General features: G+C 69.7%; 28 protein-coding genes. 16 read left to right on the forward strand and 12 right to left on the reverse strand.

Annotated features, from left to right (window positions below; genetic code table 11):
- Positions 1-115: 115 nt before the first annotated feature.
- A complete protein-coding gene (locus tag ACIGFK_RS22230) occupies positions 116-763 on the forward strand; it encodes a DsbA family protein (RefSeq protein ID WP_376662050.1) in 648 nt (215 codons plus the stop codon).
- A 123-nt stretch (positions 764-886) separates the two neighbouring features.
- On the opposite strand, the gene ACIGFK_RS22235 is transcribed toward ACIGFK_RS22230, so the two are convergent.
- Both ACIGFK_RS22235 and ACIGFK_RS22240 read right to left on the reverse strand, forming a co-directional pair.
- Positions 887-1543 carry a superoxide dismutase gene (locus ACIGFK_RS22235; protein WP_376662051.1) on the reverse strand — a complete coding sequence of 219 codons (657 nt, stop codon included), beginning with the start codon at positions 1541-1543 and terminating at the stop codon, positions 887-889.
- Between the two features lie 145 nt (positions 1544-1688).
- The gene (locus ACIGFK_RS22240) at positions 1689-3110 is read right to left on the reverse strand and encodes an amino acid permease (RefSeq protein ID WP_376662052.1); all 1422 of its coding nucleotides are present in this window, start codon (positions 3108-3110) and stop codon (positions 1689-1691) included.
- A gap of 287 nt (positions 3111-3397) precedes the next feature.
- Between ACIGFK_RS22240 and ACIGFK_RS22245 the strand changes: the two genes are divergently transcribed.
- Entirely contained in the window at positions 3398-3982 is a 585-nt protein-coding gene (locus ACIGFK_RS22245) for a biotin transporter BioY (protein WP_376662053.1), read from the forward strand.
- An 87-nt stretch (positions 3983-4069) separates the two neighbouring features.
- Here ACIGFK_RS22245 and ACIGFK_RS22250 read toward each other — a convergent pair whose 3' ends face one another.
- Positions 4070-5503, reverse strand: coding sequence for an amino acid permease (locus ACIGFK_RS22250; RefSeq protein ID WP_376662469.1), 1434 nt, complete (start codon positions 5501-5503; stop codon positions 4070-4072).
- A gap of 220 nt (positions 5504-5723) precedes the next feature.
- On the opposite strand from ACIGFK_RS22250, the gene ACIGFK_RS22255 reads away from it, so the two are divergent.
- Positions 5724-6209, forward strand: a complete 486-nt coding sequence (locus ACIGFK_RS22255) for a ribose-5-phosphate isomerase (RefSeq protein WP_376662470.1) — start codon at positions 5724-5726, stop codon at positions 6207-6209.
- An 82-nt stretch (positions 6210-6291) separates the two neighbouring features.
- Positions 6292-7098: an Fpg/Nei family DNA glycosylase gene (locus ACIGFK_RS22260; RefSeq protein WP_376661044.1), complete on the forward strand. Its 807-nt coding sequence runs from the start codon at positions 6292-6294 to the stop codon at positions 7096-7098.
- Between the two features lie 218 nt (positions 7099-7316).
- Here ACIGFK_RS22260 and ACIGFK_RS22265 read toward each other — a convergent pair whose 3' ends face one another.
- Complete coding sequence (locus ACIGFK_RS22265; protein WP_376661043.1) at positions 7317-8552, reverse strand: GNAT family N-acetyltransferase; 1236 nt, start codon at positions 8550-8552, stop codon at positions 7317-7319.
- Positions 8553-8669: 117 nt separating this feature from the next.
- Here ACIGFK_RS22265 and ACIGFK_RS22270 point away from each other — a divergent pair, with 117 nt between their 5' ends.
- Entirely contained in the window at positions 8670-9812 is a 1143-nt protein-coding gene (locus ACIGFK_RS22270; RefSeq protein WP_376661042.1) for a PP2C family protein-serine/threonine phosphatase, read from the forward strand.
- 135 nt (positions 9813-9947) lie between these two features.
- Positions 9948-10790, forward strand: coding sequence for an ABC transporter ATP-binding protein (locus ACIGFK_RS22275; protein WP_376661041.1), 843 nt, complete (start codon positions 9948-9950; stop codon positions 10788-10790).
- A 147-nt stretch (positions 10791-10937) separates the two neighbouring features.
- Here ACIGFK_RS22275 and ACIGFK_RS22280 read toward each other — a convergent pair whose 3' ends face one another.
- Both ACIGFK_RS22280 and ACIGFK_RS22285 read right to left on the reverse strand, forming a co-directional pair.
- Positions 10938-11540, reverse strand: coding sequence for an AAA family ATPase (locus tag ACIGFK_RS22280; protein WP_376661040.1), 603 nt, complete (start codon positions 11538-11540; stop codon positions 10938-10940).
- The gene (locus ACIGFK_RS22285; RefSeq protein ID WP_376661039.1) at positions 11537-12184 is read right to left on the reverse strand and encodes a DUF4232 domain-containing protein; all 648 of its coding nucleotides are present in this window, start codon (positions 12182-12184) and stop codon (positions 11537-11539) included. The genes ACIGFK_RS22280 and ACIGFK_RS22285 overlap by 4 nt, the downstream gene beginning before the upstream one ends.
- Positions 12185-12331: 147 nt before the next feature.
- Between ACIGFK_RS22285 and ACIGFK_RS22290 the strand changes: the two genes are divergently transcribed.
- The 3 genes from ACIGFK_RS22290 (at position 12332) to ACIGFK_RS22300 (ending at position 14500) form a co-directional block, all read left to right on the forward strand.
- Positions 12332-13723 (forward strand): pyridoxal phosphate-dependent decarboxylase family protein, encoded by a 1392-nt coding sequence (locus ACIGFK_RS22290; RefSeq protein WP_376661038.1) that lies wholly within the window; start codon positions 12332-12334, stop codon positions 13721-13723.
- Positions 13720-14175 carry an HD domain-containing protein gene (locus tag ACIGFK_RS22295; RefSeq protein WP_376661037.1) on the forward strand — a complete coding sequence of 152 codons (456 nt, stop codon included), beginning with the start codon at positions 13720-13722 and terminating at the stop codon, positions 14173-14175. Before ACIGFK_RS22290 ends, ACIGFK_RS22295 begins: the two co-directional genes overlap by 4 nt.
- Positions 14176-14305: 130 nt before the next feature.
- The gene (locus ACIGFK_RS22300) at positions 14306-14500 is read left to right on the forward strand and encodes a hypothetical protein (RefSeq protein ID WP_376661036.1); all 195 of its coding nucleotides are present in this window, start codon (positions 14306-14308) and stop codon (positions 14498-14500) included.
- Positions 14501-14585: 85 nt separating this feature from the next.
- Here ACIGFK_RS22300 and ACIGFK_RS22305 read toward each other — a convergent pair whose 3' ends face one another.
- On the reverse strand, positions 14586-14987 hold the full coding sequence (locus tag ACIGFK_RS22305) for a cupredoxin domain-containing protein (protein ID WP_376661035.1): 402 nt from the start codon (positions 14985-14987) through the stop codon (positions 14586-14588).
- Positions 14988-15912: 925 nt separating this feature from the next.
- Here ACIGFK_RS22305 and ACIGFK_RS22310 point away from each other — a divergent pair.
- The gene (locus ACIGFK_RS22310) at positions 15913-16251 is read left to right on the forward strand and encodes a hypothetical protein (RefSeq protein WP_400053251.1); all 339 of its coding nucleotides are present in this window, start codon (positions 15913-15915) and stop codon (positions 16249-16251) included.
- 14 nt (positions 16252-16265) lie between these two features.
- On the opposite strand, the gene ACIGFK_RS22315 is transcribed toward ACIGFK_RS22310, so the two are convergent.
- Both ACIGFK_RS22315 and ACIGFK_RS22320 read right to left on the reverse strand, forming a co-directional pair.
- The gene (locus ACIGFK_RS22315) at positions 16266-16778 is read right to left on the reverse strand and encodes a hypothetical protein (protein WP_400053253.1); all 513 of its coding nucleotides are present in this window, start codon (positions 16776-16778) and stop codon (positions 16266-16268) included.
- Positions 16779-16811: 33 nt separating this feature from the next.
- Positions 16812-17567, reverse strand: coding sequence for a GntR family transcriptional regulator (locus ACIGFK_RS22320; RefSeq protein WP_400053254.1), 756 nt, complete (start codon positions 17565-17567; stop codon positions 16812-16814).
- Between the two features lie 78 nt (positions 17568-17645).
- Between ACIGFK_RS22320 and ACIGFK_RS22325 the strand changes: the two genes are divergently transcribed.
- From ACIGFK_RS22325 to ACIGFK_RS22350, 6 genes are all read left to right on the forward strand, one after another.
- Positions 17646-17924, forward strand: coding sequence for a hypothetical protein (locus ACIGFK_RS22325; RefSeq protein WP_400053256.1), 279 nt, complete (start codon positions 17646-17648; stop codon positions 17922-17924).
- A gap of 248 nt (positions 17925-18172) precedes the next feature.
- The gene (locus ACIGFK_RS22330; RefSeq protein WP_400053258.1) at positions 18173-18397 is read left to right on the forward strand and encodes a hypothetical protein; all 225 of its coding nucleotides are present in this window, start codon (positions 18173-18175) and stop codon (positions 18395-18397) included.
- Positions 18394-19122 carry a GntR family transcriptional regulator gene (locus ACIGFK_RS22335; RefSeq protein ID WP_400053260.1) on the forward strand — a complete coding sequence of 243 codons (729 nt, stop codon included), beginning with the start codon at positions 18394-18396 and terminating at the stop codon, positions 19120-19122. The genes ACIGFK_RS22330 and ACIGFK_RS22335 overlap by 4 nt, the downstream gene beginning before the upstream one ends.
- Positions 19119-19463 (forward strand): hypothetical protein, encoded by a 345-nt coding sequence (locus ACIGFK_RS22340; protein ID WP_400053262.1) that lies wholly within the window; start codon positions 19119-19121, stop codon positions 19461-19463. Before ACIGFK_RS22335 ends, ACIGFK_RS22340 begins: the two co-directional genes overlap by 4 nt.
- 434 nt (positions 19464-19897) lie before the next feature.
- Positions 19898-20230 (forward strand): trypco2 family protein, encoded by a 333-nt coding sequence (locus tag ACIGFK_RS22345; protein WP_400053264.1) that lies wholly within the window; start codon positions 19898-19900, stop codon positions 20228-20230.
- Positions 20231-20639: 409 nt separating this feature from the next.
- A complete protein-coding gene (locus ACIGFK_RS22350) occupies positions 20640-24065 on the forward strand; it encodes a tetratricopeptide repeat protein (protein ID WP_400053266.1) in 3426 nt (1141 codons plus the stop codon).
- A 347-nt stretch (positions 24066-24412) separates the two neighbouring features.
- Here ACIGFK_RS22350 and ACIGFK_RS22355 read toward each other — a convergent pair whose 3' ends face one another.
- The 3 genes from ACIGFK_RS22355 to ACIGFK_RS22365 all read right to left on the reverse strand — a co-directional run bounded on the left by ACIGFK_RS22355 (position 24413) and on the right by ACIGFK_RS22365 (position 26053).
- A complete protein-coding gene (locus ACIGFK_RS22355; RefSeq protein WP_400053268.1) occupies positions 24413-24883 on the reverse strand; it encodes a hypothetical protein in 471 nt (156 codons plus the stop codon).
- A gap of 496 nt (positions 24884-25379) precedes the next feature.
- Positions 25380-25592, reverse strand: a complete 213-nt coding sequence (locus ACIGFK_RS22360; RefSeq protein WP_400053270.1) for a bacteriocin immunity protein — start codon at positions 25590-25592, stop codon at positions 25380-25382.
- Positions 25589-26053: an NUDIX hydrolase gene (locus tag ACIGFK_RS22365; protein WP_400053272.1), complete on the reverse strand. Its 465-nt coding sequence runs from the start codon at positions 26051-26053 to the stop codon at positions 25589-25591. The genes ACIGFK_RS22360 and ACIGFK_RS22365 overlap by 4 nt, the downstream gene beginning before the upstream one ends.
- Positions 26054-26068: the final 15 nt, after the last annotated feature.

Below are 26068 nucleotides of genomic sequence, written 5' to 3' on the forward strand. Positions count from 1 at the left end.
TCGCGTTCTTGTGACGAATCCTCCCACGGGGGAATGTGCGCGCCCCGGTCCTGGTTGGGGACACAGAACGTCAGCCAGTGCTGCCTTTTTGCCAAGCCGGAGACTGAGGAGAGACATGACCGACACCCAGGTGCGCGAGAAGACCCCGGTCGACTTCTGGTTCGACCCGCTCTGCCCCTGGGCCTGGATGACCTCCCGCTGGATGCTGGAGGTCGAGAAGGTCCGTGACGTCGAGGTCCGCTGGCACGTGATGAGCCTCGCGGTGCTGAACGAGAACCGCCTCGACGAACTGCCCGAGCGCTACCGCGAACTGCTCGGCCCCAAGGGCTGGGCCCCGGTCCGCGTGGTGGTCGCCGCCCAGCAGAAGTTCGGCGACGAGATCACCGGCAAGCTGTACACCGAGCTCGGCACCCGCATCCACAACGAGGACAAGGGTGCGACCCGCGAGGTCATCGCCGAGGCCCTGGCGGCGCTCGACCTGCCGGCCGAGCTGCTCGCGTACGCCGACTCCGACGAGTACGACGAGGTGCTGCGCGCCTCGCACAACGACGGCATCGAGCGGGTCGGCCAGGAGGTCGGTACCCCGGTGATCTCCGTGCCCGGCGCCGACGGCGAGGAAGTGGCCTTCTTCGGCCCGGTCGTCACCCCCGCCCCGCGCGGCGAGGCCGCCGCCCGGCTGTGGGACGGCACCCTGCTGGTCGCCTCCACGCCCGGCTTCTACGAGATCAAGCGCACCCGCACCAAGGGCCCGTCTTTCGAGTAGCCCGCCCGCGCGACGACGCAGAAGGCCCCCGCGAGTCACGTCCTCGCGGGGGCCTTCCGTTGAACACGCCCGCCGGTGAAGGTTGAGAAGACGATCACGAGGCGGACGGCTGTGGGGTGCCGGTCAGCCCTTGACGGGGATCAGCAGCGGGGTGTTGGCCTTGGCGTCGGTGTAGCGCTTGGCCACGTCCTGCCAGTTGACGACGTTCCACATCGCCTCGATGAAGTCCACCTTCTGGTTCTTGTACTGCAGGTAGAAGGCGTGCTCCCAGGCGTCGAAGACCAGGATCGGGGTGCTGGCCACGCCCACGTTGCCCTGGTGGTCGTAGATCTGCTCGACGACCAGGCGGCCGCTGACGGGCTCGTACGCGAGCACGCCCCAGCCGGAGCCCTGGGTGGCCGAGGAGGCGAAGGTCAGCTGCTTCTTGAACTTCTCGAAGGAGCCGAAGGACTCGGCGATCGCGTCGGCGAGGTCGCCCAGGCCGTCGGCCGCGGTCGGCTCGCCGCCGCCCTCGCCGGTCTTCGGGCTGGCCATGTTGTGCCAGTAGATGCTGTGCAGGATGTGGCCGGAGAGGTGGAACGCCAGGTTCTTCTCCAGGCCGTTGAGCGCGCCCCAGTTCTCCTTGTCGCGCGCCTCCGCCAGCTGCTCCAGCGTGTTGTTGGCGCCCGTGACGTAGGCCGCGTGGTGCTTGTCGTGGTGCAGCTCGATGATCTGCGGGTTGATCACGGGCTCGAGTGCCGCGTAGTCGTACGGAAGTTCGGGAAGCGTGTAGATGGCCATGCGTGTGATCCGGTCCCCTCGGCGTGCCAATCGCTTATTGCAATTAATGCGCAACTGCACGCTAGCAGTATGTATTCCACGCTGCGCAAACGGGTACGGCCCGGGACTCCCGTCCCGGGCCGTACCCACGCGCATTCCCGCCCGTTCAGGACCGGCGGTCCCGCAGCTCCCGCACCCACGCCACGACCAGCACCGCCGAGGCGGCGCCCGCCGACCACAGCAGCTGGGGCCGCGCCGAGTCGTCGAACAGCATCAGCACCAGCACCGCGGCCATGCCCAGCAGCGCGCACCAGGTCGCGTACGGGAACAGCCACATCGGCAGGGTCAGCCGCTCCGGCATGTCCCGCTCGATCCGGCGGCGCAGCTTCAGCTGCGAGACCGCGATCAGCGCCCACACGAACAGCAGCACCGCGCCGACCGCGTTGAGCATGTACAGGAAGATCGTGTCCGGCCACAGCAGGTTCAGCACGACCGACAGGAAGCCGAAGGCCACCGACGCGAACACCGCCCGCCGCGGCACCCCGCCGCCCGAGACCTTCAGCAGCGACCGGGGCGCCTCCTCGCGCTCGGCCAGCGAGAAGATCATGCGCGAGGACCCGTAGAGGTTCGCGTTCAGTGCCGACAGCAGTGCCACGAACACCACGATGTTCATGATCTGGCCGGCCGCCGGGATGCCGATGGAGTCGAGGGCGGCGACGTACGGGCTCTGGCCCGGCTCCAGCGAGTCCCACGGCAGCAGGGTGACGATCACCAGCATCGAGCCGATGTAGAAGAAGAGGATGCGCCACACGGCACTGCGCACCGCGCGGGAGACGGACCGGGCGGGGTCGTCGGACTCTGCGGCGGCGATGGTGACGACCTCGAGGCCGCCGAAGGCGAAGATGACGGCGAGCATGCCGGCGACCACGCCGCCGATGCCGGTGGGGAAGAAGCCGCCCTGGCCGGTGAGGTTGGCCAGGCCCACGGGATCCCCGGAGAAATCGGGCCCAGCCGGGAGCAGGCCGAAGATCGCGAGGGTGCCGAGGACCAGGAACAGCACGATGGCGCCGACCTTGAGCGCGGCGAACCAGAACTCGAACTCGCCGAAGTTCTTCACGGCGGCCAGGTTGCTCACGGTGAAGAGCACCATGAACAGCAGCACCCAGACCCACTGGTCGACGGAGGGCACCCAGCCGTTCGCGATCTTCGCCGCGCCGGTGGCCTCCACCGCCAGCACCACGACCAGCAGGAACCAGTACAGCCAGCCCGCGGAGAAGCCGGCCCAGCGCCCCAGGGCCTTCTCCGCGTACACCGAGAAGGAGCCCGAGGCGGGCATCGCCGCCGACATCTCGCCCAGCGCCCGCATCACGAGCATGGCGAGGACGCCGGCGAGCAGGTAGGAGCAGATGATCGCGGGACCGGCGATGCCGATGCCGGCCCCCGAGCCCACGAAGAGCCCGGCGCCGATCACGCCGCCCAGGCCCAGCATCGTCAGATGGCGCTGCTTGAGGCTGTGGCTGAGGGGTTCCGGGGGGAGCCCGGACGTCGGGGGAGGGGGCGGGGGGACTTCGGACAGGCGCTCGCGCATGAGGGGTGCTCGTACTCTCGTTGGGCCCGGCGGCGGTGAGGGTTCCGCATCAGGGTTGGCGGGACCCTACAGTCTCTCCGAGCGGAACCGTCGTGTGCAAAACGGACGTGCTGACAGATCTTCCCAGTGACGCGGATCACCCCGGGCGGGGCGTTGATCGCGTTCTTTGTGTGATTCCCACGAAACCGGCCGGTACGGCTTTGTGCCGGGCGGCGGTGGGACGGAGCCCGCGAGCCCCATAGCGTCGGTGATCGTCCCGCTCTGCCCCTCACCTTCCGGAGCCACCGATGAGCACCGCTTCCGTCTCCTTCCGGCCCGGCGCCGTTCTCGCCGACCTGCTGCCCGCGAGCCGCGTCCGCGACGTCGCGCTCGTCGTCGGCGGCGCCGCCCTGACCGGGCTGGCCGCGCAGATCTCCGTACCGGTCCCCGGCTCCCCGGTCCCGGTCACCGGCCAGACCTTCGCGGCGCTGCTCGTCGGCTCCGCCTTCGGCGCCCGCCGCGGGTTCCTCTCCCTCGGGCTGTACGCCCTCGTCGGCATGGCCGGCGTGCCGTGGTTCGCGGGCGGCACCTCCGGGGCGGGCGGAGCCTCCTTCGGGTACGTGCTCGGCATGCTGCTGGCCGCCACCCTCGTCGGCGCCCTCGCACGGCGCGGCGCCGACCGCTCGGTCCTGCGTACCGCGGGCACGATGGTGCTGGGCTCCGCAGTGATCTACGCGGTGGGCGTGCCGTACCTGATGGCCGCCACCGGCATGTCCCTGAGCGCCGCCGTCGCGGCGGGCCTGACCCCGTTCCTGATCGGCGACGCGCTCAAGGCCGCCCTCGCGATGGGCGCCCTGCCGGCCGCCTGGAAGCTGGCGGGCCGCCGCGGCTGAGCCGCCGCCCCGTTCGTACGGCAGCAGCCCCGGACCACCACGCTGTGGTCCGGGGCTGCTGCCGTACGGGTGCGCGCCTGCTGCGCTCTAGCGGAGCGCAGCGCGGCGGCGGCGGAAGTCCAGCACCACGCCGACGGCGACGACCAGGCCGGCGACCAGGGTGGACAGGGTGACGACCTCGCGGTTGGCGTCGTCCACGAACATGTAGCCGATCACGAACATGATCAGTGCGGCGGTGGCCCAGGTCAGCCACGGGAACAGCCACATCTTCACGGTCAGCTTCTCCGGGGCCTCGCGGACCAGGATCCCGCGCATCCTCAGCTGGGTGAAGCAGATGACCAGCCAGACGAAGAGCGCGATGGCGCCGGAGGAGTTCAGGAGGAAGGTGAAGACCGTGTCCTTGAACGCGTAGTTGAAGTAGACGGCGATGAAGCCGAAGACCGTGGAGCCGAGGATCGCGGCCACCGGAACGCCACGCGAGTTGACCTTGGCGAACGCCTTGGGCGCGTCGCCGCGCTCACCGAGCGAGAAGGCCATGCGGGAGGCGGTGTAGAGGCCCGAGTTCAGGCAGGACAGCACGGCGGTCAGGACGATGACCTCCATGATCGTGCCGGCGTGCGCGATGCCGATCGAGTCGAGGGCGGCGACGTACGAGCCCTTCTCGGTGATCGACTTGTCGTTCCAGGGGAGCAGCGTCAGCACGATGAAGATCGAGCCGAGGTAGAAGACGCCGATCCGCCAGATGACGGAGTTGGTGGCCTGGGTGACCGCCTTGCGGGGGTTCTCCGACTCGCCGGCGGCGAGGGTGACGATCTCGCTGCCCATGAAGGAGAAGACGACCATCAGCACGCCGGTGAGGACCGCGCCGTAGCCGTTCGGGAAGAAGCCGCCCGCGTCGGTCAGGTGGGCGAAGCCCGCACCCGGGTTGTGGGAGCCGGGCAGCACGCCGAAGACGGCCAGCATGCCGATGACCACGAAGGCGCCGATGGCGACGACCTTGATGCCGGCGAACCAGAACTCGAACTCGCCGTACGAGGCGACGGAGCCGAGGTTGGTGGCGGTCAGGACGGCCATCACGATCAGGGCCCAGGCCCACTGCGGGACGGCCGGGATCCAGCCCTCCAGGATCGAGGCGCCGGCGGTGGCCTCCACGGCCAGGACGACGACCCAGAAGAACCAGTACAGCCAGCCGATGGAGAAGCCGGCCCAGCGGCCCAGCGCGCGGTCGGCGTAGGCGGAGAAGGAGCCCGAGTTGGGGCTGGCGGCCGCCATCTCGCCCAGCATCCGCATCACGAAGACGACCATCGCGCCGACCAGCGCGTAGGAGATCAGGATGGCGGGACCGGCCTTGGCGATACCGCCGCCGGAGCCGACGAAGAGGCCGGCGCCGATGACACCGCCGATGGCGATCATGGACAGGTGGCGGTTCTTGAGACCGGCCTTCAGACCGTCGGAAGGCAGACCGTCACCGGGGTTGCCGGTGGGGCTGCCTTCCTTCTGAAGGGTCGTCGTGTCGCTCATGGACGGATCCTTAGGTTCTCGGGTTGCGAGCCCCGGCATTCAAACCTGAGATGAACGCAGGACGGAAGACCTCAATCCGGATCGTTGCGTTGGGACGAAAGTCCAGGACCTTGGTCCCGCCCTGTCCCATCTGCGTTCTTTGGGTTTACTTGAGCTTTAGAAGTGACTTACGCGACACCCTGCCGAGCTCTGTCGGGGGCTCTCGTGCCACACTCGTCCCATGCGCGTGTACCTCGGATCCGACCATGCAGGCTTTGAGCTGAAGAACCACCTCGTGGACTGGCTCAAGAACAACGGCCACGAGCCCGTCGACTGTGGGCCCCACATCTACGACGCGGTGGACGACTACCCGCCGTTCTGCCTCCGCGCCGCGGAGAAGACCGCCGCGGACGCCGACAGCCTCGGCATCGTGATCGGCGGCTCCGGCAACGGCGAGCAGATCGCCGCGAACAAGGTCAAGGGCGTCCGCGCCATCCTGGCCTGGAGCGTCCAGACCGCCCAGCTCGGGCGCGAGCACAACAACGCCAACGTGATCTCCGTCGGCGGCCGGATGCACACCCAGGACGAGGCCGTCAGCTTCATCGAGGCCTTCCTGAACACTCCGTACTCCGACGAGGAGCGCCACACGCGCCGCATCGAGATGCTCTCGGCGTACGAGCAGACGGGCGAGCTGCCCCCCATCCCGGCGCACCACCCGCAGGGCTGATTCCGCTTCCGGCCGTGCCACCCGTGGAGCGGGTGGCGCGGCCGTTTTCTTTGAGCACTCTGAGTACGTTGAGGAGCACGCAGTGCCCGAGGGGCATACGATCCACCGCCTCGCGCAGGACCACACCGAGCGGTTCGCCGCCCGCACGGTCCGGGTCAGCAGCCCGCAGGGCCGCTTCGCCGAAAGCGCCGCCCTGCTCGACGGGCGCGAGCTGGAGAGCGCCGAGGCGCACGGCAAGCACCTCTTCCTCGAGCTCGGCGACGCCTGGATCCACATCCACCTGGGCCTCTTCGGCAAGCTCGGCTTCGGGCCCGCCCCGGCGCCGCCGGCCACCGACACGGTCCGGCTGCGTCTGCTCAACGAATCCCACTACGCCGACCTGCGCGGCCCCACCGCCTGCGAGCTGATCGGCGACGGGGAGAAGAAGGCGATACACGACCGGCTCGGCCCGGACCCGCTGCGGCCGGCCGACGACCCGGACCGCGCCTGGGCCCGCATCTCCCGCTCCCGCACCACCGTCGCCGCGCTGCTCATGGACCAGAAGGTGATCGCGGGCGTCGGCAACGTGTACCGCGCCGAGGTCCTCTTCCGGCACGGCATCGACCCGTACCGCCTGGGCAAGGACCTCACCCGCGCCGAATGGGACGCCATGTGGGCGGACCTGGCCGGCCTGATGCGGGAGGGCGTGCGCAACAACCGCATCGACACCGTCCGCGACGAGCACCTGCCCGAGGCCATGGGCCGACCGCCGCGGGTGGACGACCACGGCGGCGAGGTCTACGTCTACCGCAGGGCGCACATGCCCTGCCACATCTGCGGCACCGAAATCCGCACCGCCGACCTGTCCACCCGCAACCTCTTCTGGTGCCCGGGCTGCCAACAGCGCTAGGGGGTGTCCGGCGGATCATGGCCGGGCGGGGCGGGGAGCGGCTCCGCGCAGCGGCACCCCGGGGCGGCCCGCAAGCAACGGGCCGCCGGGGCCGGGCGCGCGGCGGGGCACCTCCTCGGCCGTCGAACGTTTCCACGGGGTCGGACACGTACGGCGTGGTTGCGTTCGACGCCCTGCGGGGGCGCCCCACCGCACACCCGACCCCGGCGCGGGCGGTGCTAGAAGCCGTGCGGCAGCCAGGGGGCCACGTCACCCGCAAAGGCCCGCGAAGCCTCCCGCACCGCACCCCGCCGCAGCTCCCGCACCCGCCCCGCCGCCGCCAGCGACGTGAGGCTGATCCCGCCCAGGTACGCCGCCCCCAGCTCCCGCACCGACAGCGCCAGCTCCGCCGGCTCCCCGCTCCGCGTCACGCGAGCCGCGCCTTTCGCGTCGGCGACCACCCGCCACCGCCCCTCGTTCCACGGGCAGAACGCGTCCTCGACCTCCATCACCACGTCCAGCGCGGCCCCGTACGTCCGTGCTTCGAGCGCCCGCGGCAGGTCCACCAGCCGCACGTACAGCGAGTCCCGCGAGCGCGGCTGCGACCGCCGGACGTCGCTGACCAGGTGCAGCACCGGATCGTCCACCGGACGCCGGTGCGCCCGTACCGTCCAGGTCAGGTCGATCCCGAACAGGTAGCGCCACAGCGCCGCGTACGCCGCCGGGTCGAGCGCGTCGAGGTCGGTCACCTCGACCTTGCCGTCGGAGCCGGTCGGGTCCCACTCCGGCTTCACCCGGTAGCGGGCGTACCCCACCACCCCGCCGCCCTCCCGCTCGGCCACCACGCACTTCAGCGGAGACCCGCCGCCCCGCATCGCGGGCGCGTCCAGCAGCGGCAGGTGCTCCCAGCCCGGCTGCCGGGCGGGCATGCCCGGGCGGCCCGCGAGCAGCTCCTCGTACACCCGCTCGCAGTCGTCCAGCACGTCCAGCGGATCGGCCAGCCGCACCGTCACCCCGTCCGTCCCAGGCGGCACGGAAAGCCGTACGCGGGTCGTGTCGATGTCGACGGAGAGGGCGTACGTCGCGGTGGCGTACCCGAAGCGCCCGTAGATCGCCGGATCCGAGGCCGTCAGCACGGCGAGCGGCTCGCCACCCGCCCGGATGTCGTCCAATTGGCGGCGCATGAGCGAGGTCAGGATCCCGCGGCGGCGGTGGGTGGGGGAGACGCCCACCATCGTGACGCCCGCCGCCGGGACCAGCGCACCGCCGGGGACGGAGAGACGGAAGGTGAAGGCACCCGCCGAGGCCACGCAGACCGGACCGTCCCAGACGCCGAGCGACCGTTCCGTCTCCGTCAGCCGCCGGTACAGCTTCCGCTCCGCCGGGGATTCGGGCACTCCGCCGAAGGCCAGTTCAAGCTGGTCGTACCAGACATCCCACTCATCGGCCTGCAATACGCGCGTCTCAAGAGCCATATGGCCATCCTTACCAGGGCATTACGCCCCAGTCGACATGTTTTCGAGCGCAGAAGGTCCCCCGGTGCGGGGGTACCCCTGCGCACACGCAGCCGACATGGATAGGGTCCCGAAGCAATGGCCGGAGCACGCGTGGAGACGCTGATGGCCCGGGGGCGCATGCTGTCGCACCGGGCCCGTACCGCCCTGCGCAAATCCGCGGTCGACTACTTCCGCGGCGACGCCTCCGACTGGCTCGCCTTCGCCGGGCTGCTGCTCACCGTCCCCGCGATCGCCTGCGGCACGATGATGCTGCCCGTCTGGTTCTCGCCCTCCGCCCTCGTCCTGCCGATCGTGGCCGGCGGGCTGCTCCTGCGCCCCGCGAGCCTCCTCGCCCTCTACGCTGCGTCCGCCGCCGCGCTGATCGTCGAGGCCCTGGTCCTCGGCCCGTACACCCAGGGGCCCGCCCGGGTCACCCCCGGCACCGTCCTGGTGGTGGCGGCGTGCGGGTTCTTCGGCCTGGTCATCGCCCAGTTCCGCAGCCGCGTCGGCGTGCCGTGGCGGCGGGGCGGCACCATGCTCTTCGACCTGCGCGAACGGATCAGGGTGCAGAGCAAGCTGCCCGCCCTGCCGCGGGGCTGGCACCGCGAGATGGCCCTGCGACCGGCGGGCGGCCAGTCCTTCTCCGGCGACTTCGTGGTCGCGGCCCGCACCAACGGCGGCCGCACCCTGGAGATCGTCCTGACCGACGTGTCCGGCAAGGGCATGGAGGCGGGCTCCCGCGCCCTCCTCCTCTCGGGCGCCTTCGGCGGCCTGCTGGGCGCCCTGCCCCCGCACGGCTTCCTGCCCGCCGCCAACGGCTACCTGCTCCGCCAGGACTGGGACGAGGGCTTCGCCACCTCCATCCACCTCGTCCTGGACCTCGAGACCGGGGACTACGAACTCCTCTCGGCCGGCCACCTCCCCGCCCTCCAGCTCTCCGCGGGCACCGGCCGCTGGCAGGAGAAGACGGGCGAAGGCCCCCTCCTGGGCGTCTACGACGGCGCGGAGTTCACGCCCACCCGCGGCAGCCTGCGCCGGGGCGACGTCCTGATGCTCTTCACCGACGGACTGGTCGAGACGGCCGACCGCGAGATCAGCGAGGGCATCGACCGGCTCACGGGCGAGGCCGACCGCTACGTCGCGGCCGGCTGGGAGGGCGCGACCTGGCACCTGATCGAGAAGGTCGCCAAGGACGTCAACGACGACCGGGCCCTCCTCCTCATCCGCCGAGCCCCCTGACCGCAGGGGTGGGGTTTGCCCCACCTCCCGTCCGCCGGGCCGCGCCATGTCGGGGCCGTGCGGTGATCCGTAGCGTCAGTGACACGTTCACGGACACACGGACACGACGGCCCGCGGCACGGAAGGCGGCACATCATGGGGCTCCGACGGAGCAAGCAGCAGCGGCAGCAGCGGAACGACGGCCCCGCGCAGACGCCCGACCCGTACGGCACCACCACCCCCGCCGCCGCTGCCGTCGAGCTGCGCGGCGTGCGCCGCGCGTACGGCCGCGGCGCCGCCACCGTGCACGCCCTGCGCGGCATCGACCTCAGCCTGCCGCGCGGCAGCTTCACGGCCGTGATGGGGCCCTCCGGCTCCGGGAAGTCCACCTTCCTGCAGTGCGCCGCGGGGCTCGACCTCCCCACCGAGGGCTCCGTCCGCCTCGGCGGCACGGAGATCACCGGACTCGACGAGAACGAGCTCACCGAACTCCGCCGCAGCCGCCTCGGCTTCGTCTTCCAGGCCTTCAACCTCCTGCCCTCCCTCACCGTCGAGCAGAACGTGCTGCTCCCGATGAGGCTCGCCGGCGGCCGGCAGGACCGGGCCCGGGCCGCCGACCTGCTCGCCCGCGTCGGCCTGGAGGGCAAGGGGAGCCGCCGCCCCGCCGAGCTCTCCGGCGGCCAGCAGCAGCGCGTCGCCATCGCCCGGGCCCTGGTCACCCGCCCCGACGTGGTCTTCGCCGACGAGCCCACGGGCGCCCTGGACACCACCACCGCCGCGGAAGTACTCGGCCTCCTGCGGTCCGCGGTCGACTCCCTCGGCGCCACCATCGTCATGGTCACCCACGACCCGGCCGCCGCGGCCCACGCCGACCAGGTCCTCTTCCTCGCCGACGGCCTCATCGCCGACCGCCTCCCGCGCAGCCCGGCCACGACGATCGCCACCCGCATGACCACCCTCACGACCCGCGCCCACACGACGGCCGCCGTGGCCGCCTAGAGGCCGTCTCTTCCGGATCTCGCCCGACCCTCCCCCAGCCCCAGGGGGCCGGGAGGTACCCCCTGCTGCCCGGCACCGCACCTCGCCGCCTCGGCGGAGCGCCCGAGTACGTGACCGGCAAGATCCGAAAGGGCCGGAAGAGACGGCCTAATCGAAGCGGATGTGCCGCACGCCGATCAGGGCCCGCCGCAGGCGCCCCCGCAGGGGGCCGTCGGCGTCCGGGGCCAGGCTCAGGCCCGCCGAGGCGGCGACCCGGTCCGCGACCTGTGACACGGTGAGCCGGTCGGTCGCCAGGTGCTCCGCGAACTCCGGTTCCGCGAGCGCCTCCAGGCACCCGTCCAGCCGGGCCACCGCGAAGCCCTCCCGCTTCAGCCCGCGCCCCAGCCCCCGCTCGCGCAGCCTGCGCAGTACGGTCTCCCGCTGCGCCAGCAGCGCGAAGTGCCGTACGTCGTGGCCCCGTTCGCGCAGCCGGCCCACCGTCTCCGCGAAGTACGCCGGCTCCGTGACGGTCATCGGCACCAGGACCACCCCCGGGTGCCGCGCGGCCGCCAGCTCCAGCACCTCGAACACCCCCTGCCGCCATGCGGGCAGGTCCTGGAAGTCCCCGCGCAATGCGGCCGGCATCATCCGGTGCAGCCCGAACCCGACGTGCTCCGGATCGCACACCACGCTCCCCGCCAGCCGCCGGTGCAGCGCGTACGCGGTCTGGGTCTTCCCGCCCCCGAAGGGCCCGTTCAGCCACACGATCACCGGGCCGCCGCCCTCCACGGACCGAGCCCGAGCTTCCCGGTGTTGCCGAGGTCCACCGGCCGCCGCAGCCGGAGCGACAGCCGGGGCGCTCCGGCGCGCGGCTCGATCTCCACGATCGGCGCGGACACGGCGGGCACCGCGAAGTCGGTGACGAGATTGCGCCACACCATCGCCACCGAGGCGGCCTGCCCCGGCGCGAGCGTCACCGGTTCCGGGGGCGCGTCCACGTTCGGCACGCCGGTGGTGATGCCCGCCGCCCCGTGCTCGACGGACACCTCCACCGGATCGTTCCTGTCGTCCCGCAGCGTCAGCCGGGGATACCCCTCCAGTACGTAGGGCTGCGCGCCGCAGTTGACGAGCCCGACCTCCGCGACCCGCAGCCCCATCGCCGCGTCCCCGTCCCCCTCGACGAGCCGCACCCCGCCCTCGGGACACTCCGGCTGCGACGACGGCGACGGCTGCCCCGTCCGTGACGGCCCCGGCGGAGCGGGCCGGAGCGACGGCGCCGACGCACGCGGTGGCGTACCCGTCGGCCCCGGCGCGGCCCGCGGCGGCGGAGGCGTCTCGCAGCCCGCCACCCCCACCAGCACCCCCGACACGGCCACGACCCCCACAGCGCCCCGCACCCACCGCTTCGCGATCATCCCCCGACCCTACGACGCCCCCATCCACCCCGAACCCCCAGCCGCCCCGCTGCTCCGACGGCCCCCCCCGCACCCCACCTCCCGATCCGGGCCACTCGCCTCGGATTGGCCCGCCCCGCCGGGCCCGGCGGGGCATAGCGTGCCCCCATGGACCGCACGCTCGCCGCAGACCTCGCCCGGCTCCCCGAACTGCTCGAAGCCACCCGCCGCGCCGCGGCCGACGCCCTCGCGACGCTGGACGCGCGTCCCGTCGTACCGCCTGCCGGGAGGAATCCGTACGACCCCGAGCCCCTCCCGGACCACGGCGACGGCACGGAAGCGGCCCTCGCCGCCTTCCGCGAGCGCTGGGAGCCCCGCCTCTCCGCCTCCGCGGGCCCCCGCTACCTCGGCTTCGTCACCGGCGGCGCCACCCCGGCCGCCCTCGCGGGGGACTGGCTGACCGCCGCGCACGACCAGAACTCCAACTCCGCCCTCGACGGCGGCGGCCAGGACCTCGAACGCGAGACCACCACCTGGCTCCGCGAACTCTTCGGGCTCTCGGACGCCCACACCGGCACCTTCGTCAGCGGCGCCACGATGTCCAACACCACCGGCCTCGCGATCGCCCGCGAATGGCTCGGCGAACGCCTCGGGGTCTCCCCGGCCGACGACGGCGCCGCCGCCCTCGGCCCCGTCCGGGTCCTCTCCGGCGCCCCCCACTCCTCCATCGCCAAGGCCCTCTCGGTCCTCGGCCTGGGCCGCAACTCCCTCGTGCGCGTCCCGACCCTCCCCGGCCGCGAGGCCGTCGACCCCGCCGCCCTCGACCGCGCCCTCGCCGACGGCCCCGGCCCGGCCGTGGTCGTGGCCAACGCCGGCACCGTCAACACCGTCGACTTCGACGACCTCCGCGCGATCGGCGCCCTGCGCGAACGGCACGACTTCTGGCTCCACACCGACGCCGCCTTCGGCGCGTTCGCCGCCCTCTCGCCGGACCACGCCCACCTCACCGACGGCCTCGACGCCTCCGACTCCGTCTGCGTCGACCTCCACAAGTGGCTCAACGTCCCCTACGACAGCGCCGTCCAGTTCACCCGCCGCCGCGACCTCCAGGCCCGCGTGTTCGCCAACTCCGCCGCCTACCTGGGCCCCCTCGGCGAACACCCCGACCTCGTCCACCTCACCCCGGAGAACTCGCACCGCCTGCGCGCCCTCGCCGCCTGGTTCACGCTCCGCGCCTACGGCCGCCGGGGCCACCGCGAGATCGTCGAGCGCGACATCGCCTGCGCCCGCGCCCTGGGCGAGCGGCTCTCCGGGGACCCGTCCTTCCGGCTCCTCGCCCCGGTCCGCCTCAACGTCGTCTGCTTCACCCTCGCCGAAGCCCCCACCCAGGCCCGCCTGACGGCCCTGCGGGAGGCGGCCACCCCCGAGGTCTTCCTCACCCCGACCGTCTACGGGGGAACCCCCGCCCTGCGCGCCGCGTTCTCCAACTGGCGTACCACGCACGCGGACGTACGCCGGGCCGCAGAGGCCCTCCGTACGGCAGCGAAGGAGCTCACATGACGGCGGCCCCCCTGACCCTCCTCGAGATCGAGGCCCTCGCCCGCGCCGCGCACGAGGGCCAGACCGACAAGGCCGGCCGCCCCTACGCGGAGCACCTCGCGGCCGTGGCGGAGGGCGTCCGGCTGCGCGGAGGCAGCCCCGAGCAGCAGGCGGCGGCCTGGCTCCACGATGCGATCGAGGACGAGGCGCTCAGCCTCACCTGGCTGGATTCCGCCGCCCTCCCGCAGTCGGTGAAGGACATGGTCCTGGCCGTCACGAAGCGCCCCGGCGAACCGGTCGAGGAGTACACGGCCCGCATCCTGGCCACCCCCGGCGCCCTCCTGGTGAAGGAGGCCGACCTCGCCCACAACGCGGACCCGGCCCGCCTCTCCGTCCTGGACGCCGCCACCCGCGACCGTCTGTCCGCGAAGTACGCCTATGTCCGCTCCCTCTTGGGCCTCACCACCCCCTGACCGCACAAGCGGAACGATGGTGATTCGTCACGAGGCGGATAGCCGGGGCCGGTTGGTGGGAGGATGGTCCATGTGGGGGTGTGCTGTGCGCCCCGGGCCGACCAGGGGACGACCGAAGGTGTGATCAGTAGTGGCCATTTCGCTGTCAGTGGTGGTTCTGTTGGCGGTCATCCTGGTGGTGCTGATCCGCGGCAACCACATCAAGCCGGGCCCCGCCATCGTCGCCGCCCTCTTCGGCTTCTTCCTCGCGTCCAGCTCGATCGCGGACGACGTGAACCGTTTCCTGAACTCCCTGGCGACGATGATCGCGAACATCCAGCTCTAGACCCCTCCGCCGAACGGCCCCTGACGGGGATCGGTGGTCAGGGGCCGTCGGTCTCGCTCGGCACGCATGCGACGAAGCTGCGACGTCACTTGACGGTGAGCGTTCCCGTCATCTGCGGGTGGAAGGAGCAGACGAAGGGGTACTGGCCGACCTTGGACGGCGCGGTGAAGCTGCCGGACTTGCCGGCGTCGATGGTGCCGGTGTCGAAGGCGTAGCCGTCGGAAGCGGTCAGGGTGTGCGGGGTCGAGTCCTCGTTGACCACCGTGACCTTCGTGCCGGGTTTGACCGTCAGGGTCGACGGGTTGAACTTGAAGTCCTTGATGTGGACTTCCGTGGTCTCGGCCGTCACGCCCGACGCGGCGGCGGGCTGCGACACGGGCGCCGCGCTGGTACTCGTGACGCCGACGACGGCGAGCAGGGCGCAGGCGGCACCGACCGCTGCTGCCCGGGTGCGGTGACGATTGCGGCGGGAACGGGTGAACGACATGGTCACCCCTCTCACATGTCTGTGATGGTCCTGACCGGCCCTGACGGTCTCGCCTGCGACTTCGTCCGGCCGGCCGGCTGGTAGGCCGCCGCCCGCCGTGGGCGGGACGGCACGTGCGCCGCGGGTGTCCGTGATCAGCCGCGCGACGGCGTACGGGATGGTGTCGAGAGCCGGTGCGCCGATGAGTACAACAGGCCCGATCCGAGCTCTCCCCCCACTATCCCAGCCCACCGCCGGGCGGCCACTTCGCAGCCCCCGGGAACGACGAAGGGCCAGGCGGAGGAAACATCCTCTGACCTGGCCCTTTCGTCTTCAGAGCGGGTGACGGGAATCGAACCCGCGTAGCTAGTTTGGAAGATCGCGTACGCGGATCCCGCCTGACCTTCCCGTTCGCTGACCTGCGGCTGAGCCGCACCGGCACCGCCGTTCCCCGCGATTCCCCCTCCGCCGCTGCCCGATCGGGCACGCAAGGGGCACGGTGTCCCGGGAGCGGGCTCACTGTTGTGCGAGCTGCGCTATCCCGGTGATCGCACATGCCGGGCCCACGACCGCGAGCACCCACCCCACACGCCTTGCGATGCCGCGTCTCCGCTCCCGTGTCGCAGCATCCGGCGGAACACCCCGTCCGTACGCGTCGTGGGCGTCCTGTTGCGTCTGGTCGCCATACGCCGCCATGGCCTCGGCGCCGCTCCTGAGCGCCAGGAACCCGCCCACGAGACTCAAGCCCAGCCCCCAGAGCAGCAGGAAGACGGCCTCCCCCTGGGGTGACATCTCCCGGCCAGCCAGACTCGTGAGTGTGTGCATGGCTACCCCCTGTCGTGAGGAACGACTGACGTGCGGCGGCGAGCGGTATACGCGGTTGCGGCACATCCCTGCCGCATCGCAGGATGCCAGCCAGGGAGGGACGATGGAACGGCATTAGCTGATGCGGCTGCTGGCCGGCGACGACGAGGCATCCAAGGGCGCTCTGGCGGCCCTCGCCGACGGCTCCGAGTACGTCGTGTGGGAAGCCGGTACGAGGCTTTCAGACAGCCACGCAGGGACTTTCGCGATTCGGCTTCGAAGCGTGCGGCGGAAGGGCGCCGAGAACCTGGGATGGGAACGAGCGCTGGAACTCCTCCGGGAGCGCGCTCAGCCCATCCGCATCGGGCAGATCACAGCCTCCGACGGGTCGTGGATCTACACGGTCTTCCTCACGCAAGACGGCGGCGCACTGGTGGCCTGCGCCGGCGTACGGCTGGCGGGCTCGTACTCACAGCCTTAACGTTCGTTTTTTAATCAGGACACGGGGCCGCGCTGGCACTGCTCGTGTCGGCACGTGTCGTTTCGCTGGTGCAGCCGTCGAAGGTCTTGCAGAGCGGCGACAGGGAAGGGGCGCAGTACCCACTTCTCTCGATACCCGGCCTCGCCGTGAGTCCGCAACACCTCCTCAGCGGCCTCCATCACCGCGTGGCCCAGCACACTACGGGGCCGTGTCGTGCGCCAGGAGAGGGTGCCCGCGTCGTCGGGCGCGTCCCAGCTCGTCGCCCCGTCCGGGAACCGATAGATGGCGACGGACACGTCCGCACCTTGGCGCCGGAGTTGCCACCTCACGACGGCCGGTTCGAGGTCGAAGAAGAACCGCTGGACGGTCGAGGCCCCATAGAGCCCGACCATCGCATACAACGTGTCGGCCAAAGCATCCGTGCAGTAGCTGACGAAGTCCTTCCACTCCGAAGCGTCATCGGCAATCCGGCACGTAGCCCACCCAGAGCCGCTCAGTACCCAGCTGAACCGGAGATCACCCGTCATCCCTACCCCTCCCTATTCGATCAACGGCGGCCATCAGCGGTCGACGCGGACCTCGTAGACGATCTCGCACAGGGAGGTGGGGATGACGATGTCCGCCGTCTCCACGGGCTGCCCTTGGTCGCTGTAGTACGTCCGCCGGATGTGCGTCACCAGAGCCGCCTTCTGGATCCCGAGGAGCGATGCCTCCTCGGCGGTCGCCTGTCGCGGCTCCGGCTGTTCGACGGCATGGCTGACGGTGATCCCGATCTCGGACATCCGGTTCACGACGCCCGCCCCAGCATGCGGCCCACCCTCCGGCAGGACCACGAGAGTGCCAGCAGTCAGCTCGTACGGCTCCCAGCTTGTCGACAACTGCACCGGCCGACCGTCAGCAAGGAACTCGTAAACGGTCCGGACGCACAGCTGGCCCTCGGCGATACCGAGCCGCGCCGCGATCTCGGCAGGGGCCGGCACCTTCGCTTCGGTCCGGCTCTCCCAGTCGCCCTGCTTGCCCAAGGCCTGCATGTCCGCCCGGAACGGCGAACCGCCGGGCTGCTCACGCGCCGAGGACCGAACAACCCGCACACGCCGTCGCGGCTCGGCGACATAGGTGCCCGAACCCGCCCGTCCCTCAAGCACACCCTGGGAGATCAGCAACTCCTGCGCCCGGCGGACCACGTTCTCGCCGACACCGCACTCCTCGGCGATCTGGGCGCGCGAAGGCAGTCGATCGCCGGCAGTCCACTCGTGCTCCGCGATCCGCTGCCGCAGGACGTCGGCGATGCGGAGATAAGGCGGCTGCTCAGGCATGTGGAAAATCTAGTCCACTAGCTCTAATCTAGTTAACTAGCTTCACTCAACGTGATCGATCGGCGACGGAGGCTCTCGGTGCCCGCTTCGGAAGCAAGGGCCAAGGACCTCGCCACCCGGCTCGCAGCCCTTGGGCTGACCACACGAGTGGAGCCGCACGCCACGTACACCTCGATCGAAGCGGAGGTACCGGAAGCGCTGCCCGCCGAATCGTGGCGGGAGGTCCTGGACGTGGTGGCGGAGGCCGACCGATTCGGTCTCCTCGCCAGCAGCTTGACCGGCCGCACCCTCTGGGCCGCCGTAAACGAAGCGGTCCCCGCGACGGGCGACGTCCGGGGACCTGGCCATCAGCGATAGGAGCTGATCAGCGTGTCGAACCGTATGGTCCCCACCCCCGCCCGCACCAGTGGGCGCCCCCTCAGGCGGGGCCCACTGCCCGGCGCGGATGACCCCTACCGGTCGAGCTCGTGCGCGATCGGAACCCACCGTGAGTGCGCGCAGTCGTCCCCTGCCACGGCCCCCATCGGGGTGGCCGTGACCTACGAAGCCTGCGATTGCCCTTGCCACACGGCGGGGGACTGGTCCGAGCTGCGGCAGGTGACCCAGTGACGGGATGGACGCCAACCGGTGCCCTCGCCACGAACGTCGAGATCACCTCGACCAGTGTGCAGCGCGGCGACGTCATCCAGGTCGGCGGTCAGCCGTGCCGCGTCGTAGACCTGGTCCAACTCCCCGCCAACGCCAAGCGACTCCGATTCGAATCGGGCGAGCAGCTGACCATGCACGTCCGGACCCGTCTTGTCGCCCTTCGAATGCGGAGGCACTGGTGACCCAGCCCGCGCCCTCCCGCCGGCACGCCATCGCCGATGACATCCGAAAGCAGATCTCAGTAGGCCGCCTGAAAGCCGGCGAGCGCCTCCCTTCAGAAGCCCAACTCGCGGCCCGCTACAAGGTCAGCACGCCAACGCTCCGGAACGCCCTTGCTCTCCTCCAGGGCGAAGGGCTCGTGGAGAAGATCCACGGCAGCGGCAACTTCGTTCGCCACCCTCTCCGCAGGACCAGGTACGTCGGCGGCGGATACCCGCCGAGCGCCCTGACCCCGGCCGAAGAGCCCCTCCACACCACCGTCCGCGCCAGCAACCTCCGAGCGCACGGCCATCTGACCGCCCTCCTCAAGGTCTCGCCCCGCAGTCCCCTGATGGAATTCCTCTGCCTCAGCCACGAGGGGAGAACACCGCACAGCCTGGCCCGAATCTACGTGCCCCGAGACCTGGCGCCGGCCGACGTCCCGGAAGGGCTGTTAGCCGCACGACTGCCAGACCTGCGACCACCGCTGGCCGTGGTCCGGGAAACGGTCAGCACCCGGCTCCCCACTCCAGATGAAGCGGCGACCCTTCGCATCAGCTCGACCCTGGCCATCCTCTCGATCACACGCGTGGCGACCGACACCACCGGCCGCGTGGTGGAGGCGGCCCTTCTGGCACTCCCCGGCGATCGCGCCGATGCCGTCTTCACTACCCACCACACGACCGAAGTCAGGAGGGCGGAAGCGTGACACCCTCAATCGAACTGCGACTCCTGCCATGGTCGGGCCCAGACGGCAAGCCTTGCTTCTTGAGCGCCGACGACAATGCCAGCTACCTGTCCCGCCTAGCCGACAACGCCGAGGGGGCGCAACTCGGCTTGAGCGCCGAACTCCTCGACCACGCCGCTGAAGTCCTCGCCGACGAGGAGGCAGATCCGGATGAGCTCCGCCTCCTGGCAGCGGACCTGGCTGGAGCCTTGAGGGACGTGGTCCGGGTAGCAACCAGCCGAGGGCACCGCCTAGCGATATCAGCCCGATACACCCGCGAAGGAGAGACCGCAGCTCCTCGCTCACCAGCAGCCCCTGACTAGTGGCACCGCAGCCAACGTAAATGAAGCCCCCAGCCGATCGCTGGGGGCTTCACGGTTTGTGTGTGTCGGCGACTGGCAAACGACGTGGAGCCCGCCGCCGGCCGTTCCCCCTCCGGTGCCTGGACCCTTGCCATGCCGTTGATCCCGGACTCCAGCAGGGCCCGGGCGAGCCCGGCAAGTGGGTTACGTGGTGGAAGTTGGGGCAGCCCTCCCGCGCCCATTGCCGAGGCCTGCGATCGCCTCCGTGCGGAAAGCGCGAGCCGCCTCGTCCTCGACGATGACGGCCCGTCTGATGACTAGTGCGTGGCGGTAGGTGGGTGGCTTCGGCGGCAGAACTGATCTGCCTAGCCGAAATTGTGGATTGACTGCGGAGAGTTGGGCTGCGGTCCTTAAGGTGTCTTCATTTGGTGGTGCATCGAAATGGGGCGGGGCGAGTGGACATTCCTCTGGTAGACGCGGTGGCTGCGGTGCGCGACGAGTTGATCGCAGCGGCGGCGCTCGGTGGCAACCATCCGGATGTGGTGTTTGCCGTAGGGCCAGTGGAGATGGAGTTCGAGGTCGAGTTGCGGGCGGACGCGAAGGCGAAAGCCGGTTTCAAGCTGTGGGCGGTAGGAGCGGAGGCGGAGGCTGGGTTGTCTCGTGGTCGTACGCACCGGGTGTCGTTCACGCTGACGCCGAGGAGCCCGCAGGGTGGTGACTTGCTGGTTAGTGGCGCACTTGAGCGCCCCTCGGGCTCTGGTGACACTGCGGGCCGTATCCCGGACTGACCGGGTCACCACCAGATGAGGCCGCCTCCGGCCGGAGGCGGTTCGTTGCTTACACGTCTTGGGGCTGCGGGTGGAGCGGGCGCGTCTGATGGGGGTGACCCGGCTGGGTCACCCGGGTTCGGGGTATGCGATAGGCAGTCGGCTAGTCCTGACGTCCGCCCACGTCGTTGCCCGGGTCGGTGAGCGGGTGGATGTGTTCCGCCCCTCCGAGGATGGTGTTTTCTCTGGCGTGGTCGTGTGGTGCGGCACGCCGGGTGGGAGAGACGATGCAGCCCTTGTTCGTGTCGAAGCCACGCAGTGGCAGGCGCCAGCAGGATCAGTGCGCTGGGGCCGTTTGGCGACGGACCTTCCCGGCACTGACTGTGAGACCTGGGGTGTCCCTGACGTTGCACAGCGGCCCGGGGCCGGGGTGGAGACAACCCAGCTCAAGGGTCGTATGAATCCCGGCAGTGGGTTCGTCGGCAATCAGTATGTGATGGATCTGGCCCAGCACCTGCCGCAGTGGTCACTCACGGATACCTCGCCGTGGGGAGGCCTGTCGGGAGCGGCGATGTTCGGCGGCCGCCTGCTGACAGGCGTCGTTGCCTCGGACCGTGCCCACTCCGCCCATGGCCAGCTCAACGTGGTGCCCGCCTACGTCCTCCACCATGACCCTGCCTTCCGTGCCGTGCTTGCCGAGCATGGCGGCGGTGTGGGCAGGTTGGAGGCGGTGGAGTTCCAGCACCTCCAGGACCCCGCGAGCACCGCGCCCCGAGGTAAACCGCAGTCCCCCGCTGCGCTGCTGGAGGCAGGGCGTGAGACCGTCCCGTTTCATGGTCGTGAGGACCTGCTTGAGCAGCTGCGGGCATGGTGCGCGTGGGATGGGTTTGGAGCGTGGCTGCTGCACGGGCCCGGAGGCCAGGGCAAGACTCGCCTTGCCCACCAACTTGCCGCTCTCCTGGCGGCAGACAACTGGGCCGTGCTGCTACCGCGGCCGGACGCCTCTGTGGTCGAACTGAAGGAGATCCGGCACGCAACTAAGCCGCTCCTGGTCGTCCTTGACTATGCCGAGACTCGCACCAGTCAACTCAACGCCCTGATCGAGGCCGCTGCCGACCGCCCTGGGGCCACCCCGCTCAAGATCTTGCTCCTGGCTCGAACCGACGGCGACTGGTGGACCCGTGCGAAGACCGCCTCCAGCCTCGCCCAGAACTACCTGGACACCGCCCTCACCCACCGCCTGCCCCCGCTGGAGGACGACCCGGCCGACCGGCCGCAGGCTTACCATTCGGCTGCGAGCGCCCTCGCCACGGTTCTCCCCTGCATCACCGGTGCTGCCGCACACGACTGGCACGCCGCAGCGGCCACTCTGCAGGCGCCCCGCCTGGACCAGGACGGCTACGGCAACGCGCTCACCCTCCAAATGACTGCCCTCGCTGACCTCCTCGACACGGTTGCCCCAGCCGACTCTTCCGGTCCGGCTCAGCAGGGAGCCGAAGGGGTGGAGGACCGGCTACTCGGCCACGAGTTCCGCTACTGGCGCGATACCGCCACAGCCCGTGGGCTGGCGCCGGGGCTGAGCCTCGACACTCTAGAGAGGGCCTTGGCCGCTGGCCACCTGGTCGGTGCGGCGGACCGCGAGCAAGCGGATCGGACCTGGTGCAGGATTCCCGAACTGGCCGACCAGGCTCGTGATCGCCGTGATGGGGTCACCGGCTGGATTGGCGCCCTCTATCCGCCTACCGACTCGGGCCGGCCTTGGGGCAGCCTCCAGCCCGACCGACTTGCCGAACGGCACATTGGACGCGTTCTGGCCGCTGACCCCACGCTCGCCGAGAACCTTCTACAGGACGCCGATGCGGTCCAAGCCGCCCAGTTGCTGACCAACTACAGCCGTGCCGCCGCCCACCCCGTATTCCACGGCAGCCTCGACACACATCTGACCGACCTATGCGTACGGCGTCACCACCAACTGGCGAAGCATGTCATCGCCACTGCTATTCAGACGGATCGTCCGGCGCCCCTCATCACTGCTCTTGAGAAGATCACGACAGACCAGGGTGCATCCCTGAGAGACCTCACTAGCCTCCAGAGCTGGCTCCCAGAGTCCAGCCGGCGCCTTGTTGACTTGGCAGTTCGCCTCGCCAGAGAAATCGTCGACCGGTACCGAGTCCTTGCCGAGACCGGACCGACTGCATACCGACCCCCGCTCGCCGCCGCCCTGAACAATCTTTCCGTCCAGCTAAGTGCGCTGGGGTCTGGGGAGGAGGGTCTGGCCGCGATTGAGGAGGCTGTCGACCACTACCGCGCTCTCGCCAAGACCAACCCGGACATGTACCTGTCCGCCCTCGCTGGGGCCTTGAACAACCTTGCTGTCGACTTGGGAAAGCTGGGGCGTGGGGAGGAGGGTTTGGTCCCCGTCCAGGAAGCAGTGCGCATCCGCCGCCTTCTCGGCGGGACCAACCCTGACGCGTACCTGCGCTGCGACCTCGCCGTGGCCCTGACTAATCTCTCCAACCGGCTGGATGAGGTGGGGCGTAGGGAGGAGGGTCTGGCCGCGATCAAGGAGGCTGTCGACCATTTCCGGATTCTCGCAAAGACCAGCCCGGACGCGTACCTGCTCAACCTTGCTAGTGCCCTGAACAATCTCTCCGTCCAGCTGAGTGAGGTGGGGCGTGGGGAGGAGAGCCTGACTGTGGTCAAGGAGGCTGTCAGCCACTACCGCGTTCTCGCTGAGAACAACTCTGATGCGCACCTTCCAGACCTCGCCATGGGCCTAAACAACCTCTCTGCCCTGCTGGGGGCGGTGGGGCGTGGGGAGGAGAGTCTGACTGTGGTTGAGGAGGCTGTCGACCACTACCGCCTTCTCGCCAAGACCAACCCTGGTGCGCACCTGCCTAACCTTGCGACTTCCCTGAACAACCTTTCCAACCAGTTGGGTGAGGTGGGGCGTGGGGAGGATGGTCTGGCCGCGATCGAAGAAGCTGTTGGTCTATTCCGCGTGCTCGCTGGGACGAACCCTGGCGCGTACCTACCCAGTCTTGCGCGGACTCAGCACACGCTCGCCAACCGGCTGCGCGAGATGCGACGTTGGGAGGACGGTCTGGCTGCGATTGAGGAGGCCGTCGGCCATTTCCGCGTCTTCGCAGAGGGCAACCCTGGCGTGTACCTGTCCAACCTTGCGCTGGCCCTGAAAAGCCTCAGCAACCTGTTGGGTGAGGTGGGGCGTGGGGAGGAGGGTTTGGTCGCGATTGAGGAGGCCGTCGGCTACTACCGGACTCTCGCCAAGACCAATCCCCATGCCTACCTGCCTCACCTCGCGCAGGCCATGAACAACATCAGCAACCGGTTGGATGCGGTGGGGCGTGGGGAGGAGAGTTTGGCTGCTGTCGAGGAGGCCGTCGACTACTACCGGACTCTCGCCGAGAACAACTCCGATTTGTACCTGCCCAACCTGGCGACCGGCCTGAATAACCTCTCCGCCCATCTAGGCGCGGCGGGGCGTGGGGTGGAGGGCCTGCCTGTGGCCGAGGAGGCTGTCGGTCATTTTCGTGCTCTCACCAAGAGCAACGCTAGTGCGTACCTGCCCAAGCTCGCTATGGGTCTGAACAACCTCAGCAACCGGCTGGGTGAGGCTGGGCGTAGGGAGGAGGGTGTAGTTGCGGCCGAGGAGGCTGTCGGCCACTACCGCCTTCTCGCAAAGTCCAATCCTGATTCGTACCTTCCCTATCTCGCGACGTCCCTGAACAACCTCTCTGTCCAACTAGGTGCGGTGGGGCGTGGAGAGGAGGGGGTGCTTGCGGCTGAGGAAGCTGCGTACATCCGCCGATCTGGCGGAGCGCAACCTTCCCGATGAAGAAGGCGTCAAGAATCCTTGATCCGTCTTACAGGACCGAGGGACAGTCGCAGACCTCGAATCAGCTGATTCTGTACTCCGTGGGCTATGGGTGGGCCAGACGTGGGGTAGCTCAAACCTCCGTCGGGCGCTGCTGTGCAGTTCAAGTGCCATGTGAAGGCTGCAAGCGGAACCCTCTTGAAAACCGTCGTGGCGCGAGTCACCGTGGGTTCAAATCCCACACCCACTGCAGATGAATGGCCCCTGACCAGCATGAACGGTCGGGGGCCGTTCTTGTCTTCTGGATGATCTGCTCCGTGGTTCCCCGTGAGATCCCGCCTGATCGGGCACGGGAGGGCACGTTCAGGTCAGCTCCGAGACACCAGCTCGATCGTCACCGGTGCCGCTGAATCGATGTAGATCGTGTCTACGTCGTCCTCGGTAACGGTTTCGTCGGGGTAGTCGGCCGGCACTACGCCGAGCAGCGTGTGAGGGCGGGGAAGCCAGCCCACATCCTGTGGAGGGTCGTAGCGGCCGATATCGGTGATCCGCACCAGCGTCTCAGGTATGCCTACGAGGCAGTTGTCACCGACGCTCAGGTTCCACGGCTCAGGGTCGGTCCTGAACAGGCTCGTGGTCCAGTCTGGGGCGTCGGGCGACGTCGCAAAGGCCCTCTGACCATTCCACCTGAACCGAGACTGCGGATCGATCTCGCCCCATGGCCACTCGACCGCGATATCGAATCGGGACACGTTGGCTACTCGGGCCTGCGTCGGCGGGCAGCTCACGCGTAGAACGTCGCCGATTCGGAAGTCTTGATGCGGTGCGTTCTTGCCCATGCTGCCCCTGTCTTTGTTCGTTCCGAGAGCTGGACCGTACCGACTGCCTCAGCCACAGCTCGCCCAGGCTGTCATCCCGTCTGCCGTCGTCCCATACGGAGTGGTAGCAGGGCAGTCGCCAGGGGCCCAGGTGGAGCGCCCTGCTGGACGAACGACCTGGGCCCCTGGTGGCTGGTCTGCTACGGCTTGCCCTGGGACGACGGCAGACGGGATGACAGCCCCCACCCCGAACCACAACGCACCCGCGGTCGCACGACGAGCCCCCGCATCCCGGAGTCGGAGCGCCCCCGCCGGAGGCATCAGTCCTGGCAGAGGGGCGACCGATTAGGCCTGGCCCTCCCCATCAAGCTCTTAGCCATTGGCGCGCGGCCGGCGCCCCGGGCTGGAGCGGGGCGGAGACAGGAGCGCAGGCCCGGGGCGCCGGCCGCGCGACGCCGCCTTGGCGGCGGAAGCGCCCTTGATGAAGTAGGGAAACTCTTACCGCATCGCTTCGGGGTCAGAGAGCGATCGGTCGGTAGGCCATGGCTCGTTCGACTACCTGCTCGGCGGAAGGCTCCTGCCCGGGGTCTGGGTAGAAGATGTAGTCACTGATGTGCGGGCATCTCAGGCTCAGTTCCAGCGCTTCGATGATTGCGTCGTCCTCAGCCTCGCTCGCGGTGCCGCCGTCCATGACTAGCTGGACCAAGCGGACTGCCTCTTCACGGGTCATGACGTGACGAGGTGACGGCCGTCGTGGCTGCGGACGTGCGGGCCTGCGTGGTCTAGGGCGTCCAGGAGACGGATCGCGTAGACCTCGGACATCTGCTCGGACACCTCTTCCGGTGTGAGCCATGCGACCGCGGTCGATTCCGCTGAGGTGCGCTCTGTGCCGCCGGACGGCTTGCAGCGGAAGACCAGGGCGACGATGCCTCGGGTCGTGTTCTTGTAGACCCCCGTGAGCTCGTCCACCTCGACGTGGATGCCCGTCTCCTCTAGGACTTCGCGGCGAACGCCGGCCTCGGGGGACTCGGTGAGTTCGAGGACTCCGCCCGGCAGTTCCCAAGTTCCGTTGTCTGCCCGGCGGATCGCCAGGAGTCGACCGTCCTCGCGAAGCACTGCCCCGGCCACGGACACGGAGTGCAGTGGCGTTGACTTGGCCTGCGGGGAACCCGTACTCATGTACAGGAGCATAGGAGGAAGAGAAGG

This window comes from Streptomyces sp. NPDC085524, from assembly GCF_044541755.1.
GTDB lineage: Bacteria > Actinomycetota > Actinomycetes > Streptomycetales > Streptomycetaceae > Streptomyces.

Coding starts and splice junctions, on each gene's coding strand:
- ACIGFK_RS22230 (WP_376662050.1), top strand. CDS start 116: ATGACCGACACCCAGGTGCGCGAGAAGACCCCGGTCGACTTCTGGTTC.
- ACIGFK_RS22235 (WP_376662051.1), bottom strand. CDS start 1,543: ATGGCCATCTACACGCTTCCCGAACTTCCGTACGACTACGCGGCACTC.
- ACIGFK_RS22240 (WP_376662052.1), bottom strand. CDS start 3,110: ATGCGCGAGCGCCTGTCCGAAGTCCCCCCGCCCCCTCCCCCGACGTCC.
- ACIGFK_RS22245 (WP_376662053.1), top strand. CDS start 3,398: ATGAGCACCGCTTCCGTCTCCTTCCGGCCCGGCGCCGTTCTCGCCGAC.
- ACIGFK_RS22250 (WP_376662469.1), bottom strand. CDS start 5,503: ATGAGCGACACGACGACCCTTCAGAAGGAAGGCAGCCCCACCGGCAAC.
- ACIGFK_RS22255 (WP_376662470.1), top strand. CDS start 5,724: ATGCGCGTGTACCTCGGATCCGACCATGCAGGCTTTGAGCTGAAGAAC.
- ACIGFK_RS22265 (WP_376661043.1), bottom strand. CDS start 8,552: ATGGCTCTTGAGACGCGCGTATTGCAGGCCGATGAGTGGGATGTCTGG.
- ACIGFK_RS22270 (WP_376661042.1), top strand. CDS start 8,670: ATGGCCGGAGCACGCGTGGAGACGCTGATGGCCCGGGGGCGCATGCTG.
- ACIGFK_RS22275 (WP_376661041.1), top strand. CDS start 9,948: ATGGGGCTCCGACGGAGCAAGCAGCAGCGGCAGCAGCGGAACGACGGC.
- ACIGFK_RS22285 (WP_376661039.1), bottom strand. CDS start 12,184: ATGATCGCGAAGCGGTGGGTGCGGGGCGCTGTGGGGGTCGTGGCCGTG.
- ACIGFK_RS22290 (WP_376661038.1), top strand. CDS start 12,332: ATGGACCGCACGCTCGCCGCAGACCTCGCCCGGCTCCCCGAACTGCTC.
- ACIGFK_RS22295 (WP_376661037.1), top strand. CDS start 13,720: ATGACGGCGGCCCCCCTGACCCTCCTCGAGATCGAGGCCCTCGCCCGC.
- ACIGFK_RS22305 (WP_376661035.1), bottom strand. CDS start 14,987: ATGTCGTTCACCCGTTCCCGCCGCAATCGTCACCGCACCCGGGCAGCA.
- ACIGFK_RS22310 (WP_400053251.1), top strand. CDS start 15,913: ATGCGGCTGCTGGCCGGCGACGACGAGGCATCCAAGGGCGCTCTGGCG.
- ACIGFK_RS22315 (WP_400053253.1), bottom strand. CDS start 16,778: ATGACGGGTGATCTCCGGTTCAGCTGGGTACTGAGCGGCTCTGGGTGG.
- ACIGFK_RS22320 (WP_400053254.1), bottom strand. CDS start 17,567: ATGCCTGAGCAGCCGCCTTATCTCCGCATCGCCGACGTCCTGCGGCAG.
- ACIGFK_RS22355 (WP_400053268.1), bottom strand. CDS start 24,883: ATGGGCAAGAACGCACCGCATCAAGACTTCCGAATCGGCGACGTTCTA.
- ACIGFK_RS22360 (WP_400053270.1), bottom strand. CDS start 25,592: ATGACCCGTGAAGAGGCAGTCCGCTTGGTCCAGCTAGTCATGGACGGC.
- ACIGFK_RS22365 (WP_400053272.1), bottom strand. CDS start 26,053: ATGCTCCTGTACATGAGTACGGGTTCCCCGCAGGCCAAGTCAACGCCA.